The following is a 17080-nucleotide window of genomic DNA, read 5'->3' as shown; positions in this document are numbered from 1 at the left end:
TGCCTACGCTGTCTGAGGCGAAGGCTACAACGCCACAGACAGCAAAAGTGGGGCAGGTTTCAGCCCTTGGCGCACCGTTGTTCCAAAAACACCCGGCAGCTCGGCCCGCAGCCGAGGCAACGGCGCCTGCAAGCACCGCTGCCGACTTGGTTCCACCAAGCGCTCCGATGCGCATCTTACCGCCACCGACCGATGTTGCGGCTTTGTCTACACTCGCCGAAAACCGGTTGACCCCGTCATTGGACTGGAGCCCAGACGGGATCGGCGAGTTGGACGCCGCCACCCTTTTGGCGGTTGAGGCATTTCTGGTTCCCTCTGGCGCCACAGAGATACGCGACGGCATCCGATCTGCAATGGCCGCCTTTGATTGCGCCCGGATGCGAACCGAATTCGACCCCACCACAGGTCGTGTTCACCTGCTAGGCCACGTTCCGGCAGATGAAGCACGCACCACAGCTGTTTCCGCTGTGCGGGCCCAACTTGGTTCGGCGCTTTTGGTCGATGATGGGCTGCGCGTTCTTCCCCACCCACAATGCGATGTTCTGGGGCGAATCGAGGCAAGCGGCCTTCCGCAATCGGAAGAACAATTCAAAGACGCGGCGATGATCGGCGCACAGGGGTTTGCACGGGAATATGCGTTCATGCAGGGAGAGTTGCTGCGAATAGACCTGATAGCACCGGACTATGATGCGTATGTTTATGTTGACTACTTCGATGGAGATGGGCTGGTCCTGCATCTAAGCGCCACTGGCGGTACAGCAGGATTGCGCTCTGCAGGTGAGGTTTTCTCTGTCCCTGGATCACAGGACGGCAGCCCACCGATGAAATTCGAGATCGCGCCACCGTTTGGGCAGGACATCGTTCTGACAATTGCGGTGAATTCGCCCCTGTACTTATCGTCCAGACCATTGGTCGAAACCGCTGAGGAGTACCTGGATTATCTGCAAGATCGGATGAGCCTTCTCATGTCCGAGCCGAGTTTCAAAGGAGAGTGGGCTTATCTGTTTGTCTCCACATCTGCCGCTGACAAACCATGAATGTTGCAAGAATCGTTATCATCTGAAAGACTACTTGCATTGAATTTGCATGATTTTTGTTGAGGTTGCATGAAATGGAGTTCGGCACGCTCCTTACGGGCCCGGAAGGTGGAGATCCAGCAGGCATCGAGTTAAGAAACGAGCCTGCATTTCACGCGATCGAGCGGCTTCTTCAGCCAGCCGCCCGATCTGAACGCGTGAATTCCGATGGCACCGTTAACGAAAGTGCCCCTCAAGTCGATTGGCAAGATGTCTGGAATCAAGTTCAGGATTTGGCAGGCCTTGGGCGTGATTTGCGGTTAATTGTAATTGCGACCCGCGCTGCCGCCAATCTGGAAGGGTTCCAAGGTCTTGCCCAAAGCTTGCAGATGATGGCGCAGGTTATTGCAGATCATTGGGATGCGTTGCATCCGGCTTTGCGCGATCGGGACGACCCCAAGGCGGCCGCACTCCCCCGAATGAACGCACTGCGGCAGTTGGAAAACGATGAAAATGGTCTGTTGGGAGATCTGAAACTCAATGCTGTCTTGAACCCACGCGGAATCGGAAGAGTTTCCGGCAGCGATCTGGCCCAGGGTCTTCTGACTGATTTTGAGGTGCTCAACAGGGCGGCGTCCGGGCTCAATCAGGCGGAAAAGGACGCAATCCTGGCCAGCCATTCCTCTCGGCGCAGCCGTGTGACCTCGGCAGTGCGGGCCTTGGCGGTAGAGGAAGCGGAGCGGGCTGCGGAATTGAGCCAAGAACTATACGCCTCCCTTAATGGGATCGAAGCGATGCGAGCCGCGTTGACGGAAAAAAGTAATGGAGCAGGTGATTTTGGTTTCTCGGTCCCCGCACTCGCTGAATTTCTGGAACAGTGCAAGGCCGCTATCGATTCTGGCATCGCCCATGCCGCCGGCGAAGCACCTCCCACCACTCAAACGGCGGATCCCACACCTGGTCCGACTGCGCCACCGAGTGCATCCGCGGCTGTGACAAAGTCGGCTGCACCGGCGCCCGGAACTATCGGGTCTCGTGCCGATGTAGAAAAAAGTCTGGACGCCATAATTGCGTTCTACGAACGGACTGAACCTTCGAGTCCGATCCCACACCTGGCCCGGCGTCTTCGCCGGATGGTGGCAATGGATTTCGTGCAACTGATGGAAGAAGTCGCGCCATCCGGGCTGAAAGAGTTCAGGTTGGTTGCAGGTATGGAAGAGTCCAAGAAGAAGTAAGGGAAGTCAGGAGAGGTCATTAGAATGAGCGATAGCAAGCAGAAAGTCATAGAACGCAATCGTGCGCCTCGGGTGCAGATTGCATATGACGTCGAACACTACGGCAGCCCCACAACGATCGAGCTACCGTTCGTGATGGGTGTCATGGCTGATTTGGCCGGGGAATCCGAGACGCGAGAAGCCAAGAAGGCTGTCGTTGATCGGGCGTTTGTGGAAACCGACGCCGGTCGGTTTAACAAGTTCATGGAAGCGCTTGCTCCGCGGGTAAAGGCTCGCGTTCCCAACAAGCTGCCCGCTGTCGAGGGCGAGGAGGCGGACGAAGAAATGTTCGTCGACCTGTCGTTCAAAAGCATGAGTGATTTTGCCCCGGACAAAGTGGCGGAACAGGTCCCGGCGCTTGCAGAACTGCTGAAGATGCGTCGGCAGCTCGAAGAACTGCTCAGCTATATGGACGGCAAGGTCGATGCCGAAAAACGAATTGCGCAACTGTTAAACAACGAACCGCTGTTGGCCCAGGTCGCGGACGAGGCGGTCAAGACAAACGCTGGCGGAAGCGAGGACTGAGATGGCCGAAGAACAAAAACAAGGCGCCGCTGGCGCTGCCGAAGCAGAAGCGCTTGACCTGGGTGAATTCAGCGACCTCTTGGAAAAGGATTTTCGCGTCAAGGACAGCGAAGGCGACAAGATCAAGTCGCTGGTTCACAATCTGGCCCTTGCCGCCAAGGAGCGTTCCGGAACGGCAACCATTTCAGGCAACGCAGTCAAGTCGATCAAATCGCTGATCTCTGGTATCGACAGCCTGCTCAGCACGCAGATGAACGAGATTCTGCATTGCGAGGAGGTCCGTCAGATGGAGGGCACCTGGCGTGGACTGCACTATCTGGTGAACAACACGGAAACGGATCAGAAACTCAAGATTCGGGTTCTAAACATCAAAAAAGAGGACTTGGCAGACCATCTGGAGGACTACGAAGGCCAGATGTGGGACCAGTCGCCGATTTTCAAGAAAGTCTACAGCGACGAATATTCGATGTTCGGCGGCGAACCTTTTGGTGCCATCGTTGGAGCCTATGAGTTCAGCCACAAGCCCAAAGATGTGGGCCTGTTGCGCAACCTTTCAGGCATCTGTGCCTCGGCCCATGCGCCGTTCATCGCAGCCGCCGCACCACAGCTTTTCCGAATGGAAAGCTGGCAGGAACTGCCCAATCCGCAGGATCTGGAACAGATCGTTTCGAGCCCAGACTATGCTAGCTGGCAATCACTGCGCGAGAGCGAAGATGCCCGTTACATCGGCCTGACCATGCCACGCGTCCTGGCGCGCCTTCCCTATGGGGCCGATACTGTACCGGTGAAAGGGTTCGATTTCGAAGAGCAGCTCGACGGAAAGCACGATCACTATGTCTGGATGAATGCTGCGTTTGCTATGGGCGTGAACATCAACCGCAGTCACAAGCTGTATGGATGGGGGACCCAAATTCGCGGTGTCGAATCCGGTGGCACCGTCACCAACCTTCCCGTTCACACTTTCCCGACCGATGACGGATCCGTGGCGATGAAATGCCCGACCGAAATTGCAATCGACGACCGGCGGGAAGCAGAACTGGCCAAGCTTGGTATGATGCCAATCCTCCACCGCAAGAACACTGATGTAGCCGCGTTTATCGGTGCGCACAGCCTTCAGGACGATGAAGCACGCGCCGGTCGTCTGGTTGATCCCGACGCACAGGCGAACGAGCGGCTTTCGGCGAACTTGCCCTATCTGTTCCCGGTCAGTCGATTTGCGCATTACCTGAAGGCAATCGCACGTGATAAGGTCGGGACATTCAAGGAACGCTCGGACATGCAGGTCTGGCTTAGCGAGTGGATCAACCGCTACGTTCTGGCCAACCCCGCCATGGCCGACGACAAGGCCAAGGCCAAGCGCCCCCTCGCTGCGGCCGAGGTACAGGTGGACAGCGTCGAAGGACGACCGGGGTACTACAATGCCCGGTTCTTCCTGCGGCCCCATTACCAGCTCGAAGGTATCAACGCGAGCTTGCGGCTGGTTTCGGAACTGCCCTCTGTAAAGAGCTGATTTTTTACTCCAACTTGAGAACAGGGAGACAATACTATGCCGTTGACCGGTTATCTGAAAATCCCCGACATTGATGGGGAATCCCAGCGTGCCGAGCACGAAGACGAAATCGATATCCACGACGTTGAATGGGCCATTGAACAGGCCGCCGTGGCGCAGATTGGCCGGGGTCGGTCGCAGTCTCGCGCGCGTGTAGAGGCGCTGAAGTTTCGCAAATTCTATGACGCTTCATCGCCCTATCTTGCGCTGGCCTGCATGCAGGCCAAATCGTTTGACGAAATCGTTCTGACCGTGCGCAAGGACTCGGGAGAAGCCCATCTCGACTATCTTACCATCACGATGACGAATGTTGTCATTTCGAGCTATCATGTTCTCGGGAACAATAGTGACCGGCACGAGATGATCGAGGAACAGGGTGGCTTTTCCTTCGAGCAAGTGAACGTCAAGTACATTGTTCAGGCCGACGACCATTCGGCGGGTGACGAACACGAAATCGAGTTCGACATCGCCAAGGGCGTATAACTTGAAGAAACGGACGGCGGCGCATGGCTGAGGCCAACGACATTAGAACGTCGAGGCACGAGGCGGTGCAGCCGTCCCTCTGGGACCGGTTGATTGATGATTTACCGGGACTGGCAGCAGAAACAGAGGGAATGCGCGCGGAACTCGCGCGCATTCTCGGCGGCGCGTCAGAGGTTGAAGCATTGGTTTCTGGCGGTCCGCGAGCCATTGAAAAGCGATCAGACTTGCCGGAAAAGACTAGGCTTCTGCTGCATCGCCTCCAACAGAAACTTTCGCAACGAATGCTCCTAGAAGATCGTGGAGTTGTCGTCTCTGCCGACGTGCTGCGCGAAGCGGTTCGGCGCGACATCGAAATGCTGTTCAACGTCGAGCGGCTCGAAGCCGATTTCCTGATGACCGAGCGCGAAAGCTTGTCGGTCGAAACGCCAGCCGTCAAGTTGGAGCGATTTCCCGAAATCCGGCGCAGTGTTTTGAACTATGGTGTTCCATCTTTCGCAGGCCGAATGTCGGGTGCAGATTTCGACAAGGACGCCTTGGCCAAAGAGATTCGAGAAGTCCTCCAAGTGTATGAACCGCGCCTGCGAAAGGAGAGCATCAAGGTCAAGATCAGAGCCGGTGACAAGACCGGTATGCGAATAGATGTGGACGGGGTTTTGTTGTTGTCGCCCGTCCCCGAGCGGTTGAGATTGTCGACAACAGTGGATCTGGACAACGGGCAGGCGCGGACCCAGCTTGAGGATATGTGATGGATCAGGCGTTCCTGGAATACTATGAGGAAGAGCTGATCCAGCTGAGAGCCCTGGCTCAGGAATTCTCGGCGCTGCATCCAAACGTGGCGCGCAACTTGTCCCTGGATAGCGTTCCTTGTCCCGACCCCTATGTTGAACGCTTGCTCGAAGGGGTCGCCTTTCTCGCAGCGCGCACGCGGTTGAAGGTCGATGGCGAAGCCAGCCGGTACGTGCGCAATCTATTGGACATGCTCTATCCGGATCTGGCCGGGCCGGGGCCAGCCATGTCGATGGCGCAGCTGAACCCCGGACCGCAAATTGAAAGCATGCTCGACGGCCATAAGGTCAAACGCGGCACACGTCTGGTTGCTGGTCTCAAGCCGGGCCTCAGTACCCGCGCTGTATACACGACCGCGCAAGACATTCATCTGTGGCCCATCAAGATCAAATCCGCCCGGTACCTTCAGGATACCGGCTCCTTGTCCGAAGCGGGCGTTCCCGAAGGGTTGACCCGGTCGGCCGCTGCAGGCATCAGGCTGGTGTTGACCAGAACCGGCCCGGGTTCACTCTCGGATCTGTCGCTAGATCGTTTGGATTTGTACTTCGGTTCAGCCGGACGAGGGACGCAACTGTTTGACGCGATTTTTGGATTTGGTGGGCCGGTAATTTCCCGACCAACGCAGCCCGACGCGAAGTTCATCAAGTGCGATGCACCTACAATGATCGGCCTTTCGGACGAGCAGGCGTTGTTGCCACGCGTCCGGCCCGCGTTCGAAGGATACAGGTTGCTCAGGGAATACTTCCTGATGCCTGAAAGGTTCCTGGGCCTGACATTGTCAGGGCTGTCGCCGACCGTTCGGAGGGCAAATGAAACCGATGCCGAATTGGTTTTACTTTTGAACGAACCGTTCGACAATCTAAGGGATCTGACAGCGGACGATTTTCGCCTCTTCGTCGCCCCGCTTGTCAACTTGTTCGAACACGAATGCAATCTGGTCGGCCTCGATGCCCATCGGCCCGCCCATATTGTCCATGCTGACCGAACCCGACCTCGGGATTTCGAAATCTACAGGCTGTTGCGGGTCGAGGACGCCGATGTCGATGGTCCCGAAGCCGTCGTTCCTCCACTGTTCTCTTTCGAAGACAAAGCCGACAGTGGCTATGTCTACACCACTGATCGGCGACCTCGGCGCCCTGGAGATGACGAGATCAGGCGTGGCCAAACTAGGACAAGTTACACTGGTGACGACCTGTTCATTTCGGTCGCCCGACCTGCGGGCGCGCGTTCCGGGGCATCCCCGCCGACAAGGTTGGATATTCGGGCGCTCTGCACCAACCGCGATCTACCGATACTGGACGACACACCAGTCCTGACCCTTGAAACCGGTGACCCGGTCGGAAGCGTCAACTTGCTTCAACCGTTTCGCCGACCACGACCCTCGCTTCGCAGCGCGCGCCCGGGAGGGCCTGGCGGTGAAGAGCGGATGAACGATCTGATCTGGCGTTGGATCGCCCAACTGAACATGGGTTTTGTTTCGTTGGCCGAAGACAGCGCCGGTGCCGAGCCGTTGCGCGCGATGGTATCCTTGTATGCAGACCGGGGCGACCCGGTGCTGGCCCGGCATGGCCGCTCGATCACTGCATTGAGATCGCGCCCGCTGATCGAACGATTGCAGGTACCCGGGCCGATTTGCTTTGGCAACGGAATGGAGATCACGCTTGATGTCGACGAAAGCCAGCTTTCCGGGGGGAGTTCTCTTTTGTTGTCAGCGCTGCTGGCCCAGATTCTGACCCGGGCCGCTGCTACGAACTCCTTTGTCCGGACAAAAACCCGGCTGCTGCAACAACAACAGGAGGTGACATGGCCGATGAAGCCGGGCAGCCGGGTTCTGATCTGACCAGGCAAGCCGAAACTGTGCGTCAAATGAACTTCTTCCAGCTGCTGCGCCTGCTGGAACGGGATGGCGCGCGGTTTGGCAGAGCGGGTAGCCCAGGGACCGAGCCCGCGCGGCTTGGTCAGTCTCCGCGCCTGGTGTTTGCAGCGTCTGATGTGGCGGAGATGGTGCCGGGAACGGCGGAAAAGCCGCCCCAGGTTGCCGTCAATGTCCTTGGGTTGATTGGCCCTGAAGGCCCGTTGCCACTGCATCTCACACGCTGGATCATGGAGCGGATGTCCAATCGCTGGTTCGCAGGCGATACCGCGGGTGCAACCGCGGATACGTCTTTCCTGAACTTCATCAACCTGCTGCAACACCGTCACATCGCCCTTTTCTGGCGCGCCTGGGCGGATGCACGGGCGGATGTTCAGGTAGCCTATTCTGGCGGTGGTAATGTCAGCGCAATGATGCGAGCGCTGGCAGGTATCGGGCTTCCCGGAACACCCAGTGGTGACGGTCGTCTGGACAACGGAAAACTACGGCAGGCAACGGCACTTGTGCAGCAAGTCCAAAGCCCCGGTCGGCTGGCAGCTTTCCTGTCCACGGTTCTGGGACTGCCGGTGGCTGTGCAAGAGTTCGTAGGCCATTGGATCGTCTTGCCGGATCACCTTCAGACAAGGCTGGGAACTGCCCACTCTGACCTTGGACAAGGCGCCGTGGCCGGAGCACGGGTTTTCGATCGCCAATCCCGGGCCGAAATCCGTATTGGGCCGCTGACGCTTTCTGAGTTTTTGGCGTTCCATGACGATGACGCCACATGGCGTCGCTTGCAACACGCGGTGGTGTTCGCCCACGGGAAAGCCATTGAATTTGATCTGCGCCTTATCCTGGCCGCGGGCGAAGTTCCCGCGGCGCGGCTCGGGATCTCACGCCTAGGGCGTACATCCTGGTTGTCACCTGATGAAAACCAGGAATCGGAGGATATGTGTTTCACCCATTTCACCGCCCGTGACCGGCAGAGGGCTTCAGCATGATGTTGCGACTGGTTCTGGAAAACGCGCCTAGACCGCAAGATTTTACGGAGATCCCGTATTCTGGCGGGCAGGTGATAATCGGACGCAGCGACGAAGCTGATTGGCGCCTTGAAGACCCTGATATGTTCGTCTCGCGCCGTCACGCCATTCTTAGTGAAGAGAACGGCACGGTCATGGTGACCGATGCGTCAAGCGGGGGATTGTACATAGACAACTCTGCCAATCCGCTGGGTGCCGGCAACTCCGTGCCGCTAGATCAAGGCATGCGCCTGCGTCTGGGTGATTTTGTCTTCCGTGTTGAAACCTCCATGGCGGGTAGCCCGGCGGCCGAACCTACGCTTTCGGACAGTCCATTCGATTTCGGCCCGGCTGAAAAGGCCCAAGAACCAGCCGCGCGACCCGATAGCCTTCCGGATCCATTTGGCATACGCCGCGAAGATCGAGTTTCCGTGCGTCGGGAAACACCGGCTGCGCCCCGCCCTTTCGCACAGGAGGATCCTTTCGGATTGGACATGCGCAAAGCACGGGAGGCGCCGAAACCGGATGATCTGCTTTCGGGTCCGTCGCCAATGCGCGGTGGATACTTCGACACGCCGGCACCTGCTCCCGATCCTGTGGACCAGACGATGACATCGGAGCCTGTTCAACCAATGCTACCGCCTGAGCCGGTCCAATCTATGCCATCTCCTGAACCGATCTTTCCGGCCCCCAAGAGCGAACCAAGCCGGCCACAGGCAAATGCCGAAGATGCAGACATGATCCGGACCGCGCTTTATCGCGGCCTCGGTCTCGACCCGGATCGTTTTCCAGTGGGGGATTTGGCCGCCGAGGTTGAAGAGGTTGGTTCACGCCTCCGCGAACTGGTCGACGGGCTGATGTTGCTACTGCGCACACGTGCGCAGGAAAAACAAAAGGTGCGCGTGGCACAGACCCTAATTTCCAACGCCGACGTCAACCCACTCAAGTTCCTGGCATCGACGGATGAAGCCATCGCTGCGCTGATCCATCCGCGCGGTGCCGGGTATCTGCCGCCCGACAGGGCTGTAGCAGAAGCATACAGCGATCTTGTGGATCATCAGCTAAGGACCTGGACGGCGCTGCAAACATCGCTGAGGCGGATGATCGACAGGTTTGATCCCGAAGAAATCGAAAAGGACCTGGACGAAACCGGTCTGTTGGAAAAACTGATCGCAGGTGGGCGCAGCGCCAAGATGTGGCAACTCTACCAGGATCGGTATCGCGAAATTGCGCGATCTGCCGAAGAGCAGTTTCTTGGAGAAATCGGGCAGGATTTCAGAGACGCATATGAAAACCAACGGAGGAACTGACATGGCACTTGCACGCAGAGAATTCGTGATATTGGGCGGCATAACTACCGCAGCTGGACTTTCCGGATGTTTGGGCCCCTCGGCTGCGAACCTGACGGTAAAAGCTGCCGGAACACCCGGTATGAACCCAGGCCCCGACGGCGCGGATCGACCGCTGACCCTGACAATCGTACAGATGACTGGCACAGGAGCCTTTGACAGCGCGGACTATTTCGCGTTGCAAAACCCCTCGGCCGCGCTTGGCACGGATTTCGTGCGCGCGGATCAGATCGTCGTTTCGGGGGCAACCCCGGTGACCAAGGTCATTTCCGTCCAGCCGGGGGTGGCTGCGATCGGCGTCGTTGCCGGGTTCCGCGATCCGGCGGGGAAATCGTTTCGGAGCCGCGTCTCGGCTCCAAAAAGCAGTGGTGGCATGACCATCACGGTGGGCTCCAGCGGGATTTCCGTGGCCTGAAGACAAAGAAGGGAACGGCAGGCATGTCGAATTCGAACAGGGTGGTTTGGTCCGAGGGGTTGTTTCTCAGGACCCAGCACTTTCAGCAGCAAGATCGACATGGCGAATGGCTGGTCCGGGCAGCACTCGGGGCCATGCCACGGCAAGGTTTCGGTTTCACGAAACTGGAGCTGGACCCGGCCGCCCTCTCGGCGGGTATGGTCAGCCTCTTGTCAGCGCAGGGGGTCTTTCCCGATGGAACGGTGTTTTCCCTGCCTGAAACAACTGCCGATGTGGAACCCATGCCGGTCACTGCCGGAATGAAATCCGGCCTTGTTTCCCTTGCAATTCCGGCGGAACGGGCCGGGGCGGCGCAAATCGACCCGGCCCATGCCGCGCCGTCAGGGGCGCGGTATCGCGGCGAGATCCACGAAGCGCGAGATGTGATCCGCGATGGAGCGGATCCCGCCGAGATCGAGACTGCGCGGCTGGCCCCACGTTTGCTGCGTCCTGACGAAGAAGCCAAGGGTTTCGTCGTGCTTCCAATCGCCCGCATCGAAGGGTTGGGGGCCGACGGTGGGGTGGCCCTTGTGCCTGGGTTCCTGCCGCCGGCTCTGCGGTTGTCGGCGGTTTCGTGGTATCGCGATTTCTTGCGAGAGCTGGTGACCGGCCTTGATCGCATCGCCGAAGCCCATGCCAGCTTGGTTGTTGGTGGGGCAGGGGCTTCGATGGAGAACCTGTTGATCCTGGAACTGGCGAATTCGGCGCGGCCCAAGATCGCCCACCTGCTGGGCCAGAACGATATTCATCCCTCCGAACTATACTGCGAACTTGCGGAATTGGCGGGGCGAATGTCGACCTATGGCGCATCCGCACGGCGCATGGCCGTGCTACCAGAATACGACCATATCGACCCGCAACCAGCCTTTGACGAGCTGGCAAACACGCTCCGCTCGCTGGTTCTGTCCTTGCGGCATGTCGAGCCCAAAACACGGGCGCTGAGGGTTGCGCGCCACTCGGATAATATCTGGACCATCAGGATCGACAATCCCGAGATACTGAGCTCGTCCCGGATTGTCCTCCGGATCGGTGGCGACATGTCCGAGGCGATGCTGCGCAAGATTTTCGTCGATCAGGCAACTGTTGGGGCGGCCGACGAGTTTGACGCGCTCTGGAAATCACGCTTGCCCGGTATCCCTTTGCGACCACTGCATTCGCAACCGCGTGAAATTCCATATGATGGCGAGCGCCTCTGCCTGGAACTGGATCGCGGGTCTGAACACTGGGCAGCGCTGCGTGACGCGCCTGGATTTGTGCTTGGGGTGGCCGGAAAGCTGGACCGCGAGCCGGAAATCGACTGCTATGCCGTAACACGGTGAGAATATGACCAAGGATGATCCATTTGGGTTGAAGAACGACGCAGGTCGCACACGGGTGCGGCCGGTCAGGCGCGGCGCGTCTGGCCCGTCTGATCGACAACCGCAACAACCGGCGAGCGGACAGCCAGCCGCCGACCCGGGCTATTCGCCCAGATTGCGAGAAAGCCGTGCGGCTCAGAACCCCTTGATAAACGCGTTTGCACCGCTCTTGGGCTTGGCGCCGGAACTCGAGCGGGCCAATGCCCCGGAAAACCCAGAAACCCTGCGCACGCGACTGCTCGACAATCTCACTTATGCCCGTGACAGCGCGGTTGCGGCCGGGGTGCCGTTGAGCCGGGCGGACCAGGGCGCGTGGTTCGTTGCAGCCCTGCTTGATGATATCGCCATCAATACGCCGTGGGGCGGCTCTTCGGGGTGGCCGCGTTTACCCTTGGTCGTATCGCTCTATGGAAACGTGGACGTGGGCGACCGGTACTTCGAGTTGGTCGAAGAGTTGATGCGTCACCCGGAACGTGACCCCGATATGCTAGAACTGGCTCAGGTCTGCACTGCACTTGGCTTTCGTGGAAAATACCGTGTCCAAGGCAGCAACGGAGAAGCGGCATTGATGCAACTTCGGGCACAACTGGACAGACTCAACCGCGATCGCGAGGCCCTAGAACGCCCCTTGTCACCGCACTGGCAGGGTGTCCTGGCGCAGGACGAGGACAAGGGCTTTATCCTTCCAATCTGGACAATTCTGCTTATCGCGGCAGCAGTGATCGCGGCAACCTACGTCGCGTTGGGCGTTCGCCTGTCCGCCCGGGGCGAAAACCTGTTTACGCTGGCCGCTGTCCTCCCACCGCCCGAACGCGCGGATATCTACCGGCCGATCATCGAGACGACCCAGCCAGAACCGGTGCTGCTTGAACCCGTTATGATCGAACTATTGCCACTTGTGGCCGAGGCGGCGCCCAAGGACCGGGTGACTGCCTTAACTGGCCGCGAAGATGTATCCGTAGCCGTTGTCGTCGTACAATCCACTGACCCCGAGGTATTTAAGTCCGCAAAGGCAGATCTGAACACCGAATACGACGAGCTGATGCGGTCGATCGCCGGGGTGATCCTGGACAACATCGAGTTCATTGGTGCGGTAAAGGTCATAGGTCACACCGACAGCGTTCCGGTTCAACGATCGAACCCATTTCAATCGAACCAGGGGCTCAGCGAAGCGCGAGCAAGAACGATTGCCGATTTCCTGACCGAAGCAGGCGTTCCTCCCGAACTGATCACTTCCGAAGGCCGTGCGGCGACCGAGCCGATAGGTGACAACAAGACCCGCGACGGGCGCGCCAGAAATCGCCGTGTCGAGATCATCCTCCAAAAGAAGGTTTAGGAGATGAAAGCACTGAAGTCCGTCTTTCGCTTCTTCCTGTCCCGTCTCTTCTGGACCGCGATTGGTTTGTTGACCCTGTGTGCCTTGATCTGGTTCTTTGGGCCTTTGATCAGCATCGGCGATGCCGATCCGTTGGCCAGTGAGATGGTCCGGCTGGTCGTGATCGGTGTCATTCTGGTTCTGTGGTTGCTTTCGCTGCTGATCGGTCAATTGCGCGCCGCGCGTGCAAACCGGGATTTCGTAGCGGACCTGTCTGCGGCCGAACCTGAATCACGCCCAGGCGAAGAGAATGTGGCCGAAGTTCAGGCAAAGTTCCGCAATATCCTCGACCAGATGAAACGGTCGAAACTGGGCAATCGAAAGTTTCTTCGGGACATGCCCTGGTATGTGATCATTGGTCCGCCGGGTACTGGCAAGACGACCGCCTTGCGGCAATCGGGCCTGCACTTTCCCATTGATCTTTCCGACGACATCAAAGGCGTGGGCGGCACCCGGAACTGTGATTGGTTCTTTACCGAGGATGCGGTGCTTGTCGACACGGCCGGTCGTTATGTTCAACAGATGAGTGATCCCGAAGTCGACGCGGCCGAGTGGAGGGGCTTTCTCGGTCTGTTGAAAAAACACAGAGGCCGCCGAGCGTTGAACGGCGTAATTCTGACGTTGTCGGTACAGGAATTGTCAATGAACGACGCGGCCATTCGCGACTATGGCCGCGAAATCCGCAAACGACTAGCCGAACTGCGCGATGAACTTGGAATCAGGCTGCCGGTCTACCTGATGATCACCAAGACCGACCTTGTTCCGGGGTTCGAGGATTTCTTTGGCGATTTGTCGTCGCGCGGTCGTGAACAGGTCTGGGGCGCAACTCTGGGCATCGAAGACCGGGTGGATGGGGTCACCGTCGAGCGCGAAATGCGCGCTTTGCAAGAGGCGCTGGAATCCCGACTAGTGGCTCGTTTGGGTGCCGATCTGCCTTTGTCCAAGCGGGCGGAACTGTTCCGGTTCCCGGGGCAATTCGCGGCGCTGACAGGCCCGATGAAATCGCTCATCGACGCGGTGTTTGGCGAAAGCAGATACGAAGACAGCCCTTGGTTACGGGGGTTCTACTTTACCTCAGGCACACAAGAAGGCTCGCCGATTGATCGCATGCTGTCCGGCATGGCCCAATCCCTGGGATTGGCTCCGCCCCCGCCCGAACGCCGTGCACATGGGGAAAGCCGTTCTTACTTCCTGCGCAACCTTCTGACTGAATTGATCTTTCCCGAGGCCGGGATCGGCCGGTTTGATCCGCGCGCCGAAGATCGCAGGCGTTGGATCTGGCGGGGAACACTCGCAACCTCGGCATTGGTGGCCGTGGTGGCGGGGATCTTCTTCCTGTTTTCCTTCATCCGCTATTCGGCGGGTATTCGCGCGCAAGAGACCGAACTGACCCAATTGTCGGCGCGCCTGTCAAACGTGGCCTCACGACAGGCGCCAACCGATCCTCTGGATCTGAACCTAGCATTGGAAGCCGCCAACGAGACATTGAACGCCGCCTCTGTTGTGCCAGAGAGCTTCTTTACGGTTCTGGGACCGACGGCCGAGGCTGAACTGGAACGTGCGCAGGCGATCGCATATGATCGCACGCTGCGGAACATCCTCGAACCGCGTATGGTGGCGACGCTCGAAGCAACCATGTGGCGCCACTCGCGCGATCCCGATTTCCTGATGGGAGCCCTCAAGGCCTATCTCATGTTTACCGGGCGTTCGCCATATGACAGCGAATACATTGCTGAATGGTGGCAATTGGCGCTACCGGAATACGCCCCGATCGACCCGTTCCCGACCGAAGAGGCGCTGGTTCACCAACTCGCCGCGATCGAGCGGGCAGGGTCGGAAACCGACCGGATCGCGCCCGATCCGGAACTGGTCAGCATCGCTCTGGAAAGCATCTGCACCATTCCTCTTGCAGTGCGCGCCTATCGCAACCTGGTGACCCTGCCGGACATCAGCGGTCTGCCCGAATGGATACCTGCAGAACACACAGGTCCCAACGGCGCGCGTGTCTTGACGCGCCTGTCGGAAAAAACCCTCCGGATAGGTTTGCCCGGTGCGTTCACATATGACGGGTTCCACCAGACTGTTCTGCCGCTTGTACCCGAGGTCGCGGCGCAGGCTGTGCTTGACCGGGAAGTATTCGCCGGCGGGTGCGCCGAAAGCGCCGAGGCCTCGGTGGCCGTGCTCGAAGCCGATATCCTTAAACTCTACTACGATGACTTCATCGCCCAATGGGACGGTTTCCTGCGCGATGTACGGCTGGCCCCTATTTCGGACTTGCCGCAAGCCCGCCAGAACCTCAAAGACCTGTCCTCAACCGATAGCGCGCTGAAACGGCTGATCCTGGCCGTAGTGGCGGAAACGCACCTGACCCGGGTTCCCGAAGAAGGAGGCGGCGCCGGTAATGATGCTGCCAAGAAAGGGGCGTTGAAAGCTGCGCAAAAGAAGCTGGGTAAAATAGGAGGGTTGCTTAAGAAAGGGTCCAAGATCGCAGGAAAATCCGGCGGATCCAATGCGCCTGAAGCCCTGCCCGGTGAACCTGTGGCACAGCATTTCGCATCGATCCGCGCCACGGTGCAGGAGGTCGACGGTGTGCCACCGCTGCTTGACGATGCGGTCGCCGCGTTGACTGCGCTGTCTAACGAATTGCAGACCGTCGCGGCCAGCCCCGATCCGGAACAGGCCCTGTTGGCGCGTGGCGGTCTGCCCTTGCTCACTGGTGCAATCGTCAACGAGGCCGCTGGGTTGCCGGACCCGATTGACGATTGGATCGGTGGTATTGCGGGGGATACGATCGCGGTCACCCGGGACGCCATTGTCGACCAGTTGAACGCGCGATGGAAGGCGGATGTCTTGCCTTTCTGCCTGTCGGCAACGGCCGGACGCTATCCGTTTGATCAGCGCAGTGCGATTGACGTCAACACCCAGGACTTTGCCCGGTTGTTCGGCGCAGGCGGTCTGATCGACAGCTTCACCAATGATCACTTGCAGACCTATGTCGACAATTCTGTCCTGCCATGGCGGTGGCGCGCTGACCTGGGATTGGATGATGCGCTGCTCAAACCGTTCGAAAATGCGCGCATGCTCCGAAATGCACTGTTCCCGGGCGGGTCGGGTCCGGTCATGGCGTTCAACCTGATGCCCCTGGATTTGAGCGCATCGGCGGTTCGGGTGACGCTCAACGTGGATGGGCAGGTGCTGAGTTACTTCAACGCAGCGGCCCGGCCGATGCCGATGACCTGGCCAGGACCGGATGGCACCAACATGATCACGATCAGTTTCACCCCCGTGGACGGCACCGGCGATCAGATAACTTCGCAAACCGGGGCCTGGGCGTTTCTGAGGTTGATCCGGTCGGGTAGGCTCCAATCTACAAACCTGCCAGAGGTGTTCAAACTGGGGCTTGCGGCAGGCGGTCACAGTGCGCGGTTCGAATTGCGGGCCAATTCCGTCGAAAACCCGTTCGACCTGACGGTCTTTTCCGGCTTTGCCTGCCCCCGAGGGTTCTGAGTTGACTGGCTTTTTTGGAAAACTACCCAGTCACGGGGACTTTGTCGCGCGCGGTCTTGGTTCTGGCGTGCGGGGATATCTGGACCGTTGGCTTAGCCAGGGATTGGCTTTGGCGCTGCGTGACGGTGTCCCTTGGCCGCAACGCGGAGTGCGGGGTCTGCTTCAGAGCCCGGCGGGCCCCCTTGCAATCCTCGTATTGCCCAGTTGCGACACCCCTGGCAGGGTCTTTCCCCTTACTGCTTGCGCTATGGGAGTTTCCGACAGGCAGGGCGTCGATGAATGGGCCGACCAGGTGTTTCCCTTGCTGTCTCAAACAGCCAGCAACGGGGCCGATTTGGAAGACCTGGCGGCCAACCTTGGCCCGATAACGCTGCCACCTTCGGCGACCCCACTGGATCCTCCGCTGCTGTGGAGCGACGAGCGACAGCCTGGGCATCCGGACAGTTATTTCAGCGCGTTCTAGGGTCTGTTGAGATTCAGGATTCCCATCTGGTCTAGGTTCTGATTCAAACTCCCAAAAGGGAGGTCTGAAT

The 17080-nt window shown here is 58.8% G+C and carries 14 protein-coding genes; all 14 read left to right on the top strand.

Annotated features, from left to right (window positions below; all coding sequences use genetic code 11):
• Positions 1-269 precede the first annotated feature (269 nt).
• The 14 genes from OEZ49_RS19965 (at position 270) to tagF (ending at position 17010) form a co-directional block, all read left to right on the top strand.
• Positions 270-1037: a hypothetical protein gene (locus OEZ49_RS19965; protein WP_263389940.1), complete on the top strand. Its 768-nt coding sequence runs from the start codon at positions 270-272 to the stop codon at positions 1035-1037.
• 74 nt (positions 1038-1111) lie between these two features.
• The gene (locus OEZ49_RS19960; protein WP_263389939.1) at positions 1112-2251 is read left to right on the top strand and encodes a type VI secretion system protein TssA; all 1140 of its coding nucleotides are present in this window, start codon (positions 1112-1114) and stop codon (positions 2249-2251) included.
• A gap of 24 nt (positions 2252-2275) precedes the next feature.
• On the top strand, positions 2276-2815 hold the full coding sequence (gene tssB / locus OEZ49_RS19955) for a type VI secretion system contractile sheath small subunit (protein WP_263389938.1): 540 nt from the start codon (positions 2276-2278) through the stop codon (positions 2813-2815).
• Between the two features lies 1 nt (position 2816).
• Positions 2817-4325, top strand: a complete 1509-nt coding sequence (gene tssC / locus OEZ49_RS19950; RefSeq protein WP_263389937.1) for a type VI secretion system contractile sheath large subunit — start codon at positions 2817-2819, stop codon at positions 4323-4325.
• Between the two features lie 36 nt (positions 4326-4361).
• Positions 4362-4847 (top strand): Hcp family type VI secretion system effector, encoded by a 486-nt coding sequence (locus OEZ49_RS19945; RefSeq protein ID WP_263389936.1) that lies wholly within the window; start codon positions 4362-4364, stop codon positions 4845-4847.
• Positions 4848-4870: 23 nt separating this feature from the next.
• Positions 4871-5593, top strand: coding sequence for a type VI secretion system baseplate subunit TssE (tssE, locus tag OEZ49_RS19940; protein WP_263389935.1), 723 nt, complete (start codon positions 4871-4873; stop codon positions 5591-5593).
• On the top strand, positions 5593-7473 hold the full coding sequence (gene tssF, locus OEZ49_RS19935) for a type VI secretion system baseplate subunit TssF (RefSeq protein WP_263389934.1): 1881 nt from the start codon (positions 5593-5595) through the stop codon (positions 7471-7473). The genes tssE and tssF overlap by 1 nt, the downstream gene beginning before the upstream one ends.
• The gene (gene tssG, locus OEZ49_RS19930) at positions 7437-8486 is read left to right on the top strand and encodes a type VI secretion system baseplate subunit TssG (protein ID WP_263389933.1); all 1050 of its coding nucleotides are present in this window, start codon (positions 7437-7439) and stop codon (positions 8484-8486) included. Before tssF ends, tssG begins: the two co-directional genes overlap by 37 nt.
• Positions 8483-9814, top strand: coding sequence for a type VI secretion system-associated FHA domain protein TagH (gene tagH, locus OEZ49_RS19925; protein ID WP_263389932.1), 1332 nt, complete (start codon positions 8483-8485; stop codon positions 9812-9814). The genes tssG and tagH overlap by 4 nt, the downstream gene beginning before the upstream one ends.
• Positions 9792-10268: a type VI secretion system lipoprotein TssJ gene (gene tssJ / locus OEZ49_RS19920; protein ID WP_317853190.1), complete on the top strand. Its 477-nt coding sequence runs from the start codon at positions 9792-9794 to the stop codon at positions 10266-10268. The genes tagH and tssJ overlap by 23 nt, the downstream gene beginning before the upstream one ends.
• Positions 10269-10291: 23 nt before the next feature.
• Complete coding sequence (gene tssK, locus OEZ49_RS19915; protein WP_263389930.1) at positions 10292-11626, top strand: type VI secretion system baseplate subunit TssK; 1335 nt, start codon at positions 10292-10294, stop codon at positions 11624-11626.
• 4 nt (positions 11627-11630) lie between these two features.
• A complete protein-coding gene (gene icmH / locus OEZ49_RS19910) occupies positions 11631-13001 on the top strand; it encodes a type IVB secretion system protein IcmH/DotU (RefSeq protein ID WP_263389929.1) in 1371 nt (456 codons plus the stop codon).
• A gap of 3 nt (positions 13002-13004) precedes the next feature.
• Positions 13005-16547, top strand: a complete 3543-nt coding sequence (tssM, locus tag OEZ49_RS19905) for a type VI secretion system membrane subunit TssM (RefSeq protein WP_263389928.1) — start codon at positions 13005-13007, stop codon at positions 16545-16547.
• On the top strand, positions 16525-17010 hold the full coding sequence (gene tagF, locus OEZ49_RS23090) for a type VI secretion system-associated protein TagF (RefSeq protein ID WP_397545689.1): 486 nt from the start codon (positions 16525-16527) through the stop codon (positions 17008-17010). The genes tssM and tagF overlap by 23 nt, the downstream gene beginning before the upstream one ends.
• Positions 17011-17080: the final 70 nt, after the last annotated feature.

Source organism: Ruegeria marisflavi (assembly GCF_025673445.1).
Lineage (GTDB): Bacteria > Pseudomonadota > Alphaproteobacteria > Rhodobacterales > Rhodobacteraceae > Ruegeria_B > Ruegeria_B marisflavi.
This window is presented reverse-complemented; position numbering and strand designations above follow the sequence as displayed.

What these genes read in the sequence shown, in the direction of transcription:
- tssF (WP_263389934.1), top strand. Translation starts at nt 5,593, where the DNA reads ATGGATCAGGCGTTCCTGGAATACTATGAGGAAGAGCTGATCCAGCTG.
- tssJ (WP_317853190.1), top strand. Translation starts at nt 9,792, where the DNA reads ATGAAAACCAACGGAGGAACTGACATGGCACTTGCACGCAGAGAATTC.
- tssG (WP_263389933.1), top strand. Translation starts at nt 7,437, where the DNA reads ATGGCCGATGAAGCCGGGCAGCCGGGTTCTGATCTGACCAGGCAAGCC.
- tssC (WP_263389937.1), top strand. Translation starts at nt 2,817, where the DNA reads ATGGCCGAAGAACAAAAACAAGGCGCCGCTGGCGCTGCCGAAGCAGAA.
- tssK (WP_263389930.1), top strand. Translation starts at nt 10,292, where the DNA reads ATGTCGAATTCGAACAGGGTGGTTTGGTCCGAGGGGTTGTTTCTCAGG.
- tssM (WP_263389928.1), top strand. Translation starts at nt 13,005, where the DNA reads ATGAAAGCACTGAAGTCCGTCTTTCGCTTCTTCCTGTCCCGTCTCTTC.
- tssE (WP_263389935.1), top strand. Translation starts at nt 4,871, where the DNA reads ATGGCTGAGGCCAACGACATTAGAACGTCGAGGCACGAGGCGGTGCAG.
- tagH (WP_263389932.1), top strand. Translation starts at nt 8,483, where the DNA reads ATGATGTTGCGACTGGTTCTGGAAAACGCGCCTAGACCGCAAGATTTT.
- tssB (WP_263389938.1), top strand. Translation starts at nt 2,276, where the DNA reads ATGAGCGATAGCAAGCAGAAAGTCATAGAACGCAATCGTGCGCCTCGG.
- icmH (WP_263389929.1), top strand. Translation starts at nt 11,631, where the DNA reads ATGACCAAGGATGATCCATTTGGGTTGAAGAACGACGCAGGTCGCACA.
- OEZ49_RS19945 (WP_263389936.1), top strand. Translation starts at nt 4,362, where the DNA reads ATGCCGTTGACCGGTTATCTGAAAATCCCCGACATTGATGGGGAATCC.
- OEZ49_RS19960 (WP_263389939.1), top strand. Translation starts at nt 1,112, where the DNA reads ATGGAGTTCGGCACGCTCCTTACGGGCCCGGAAGGTGGAGATCCAGCA.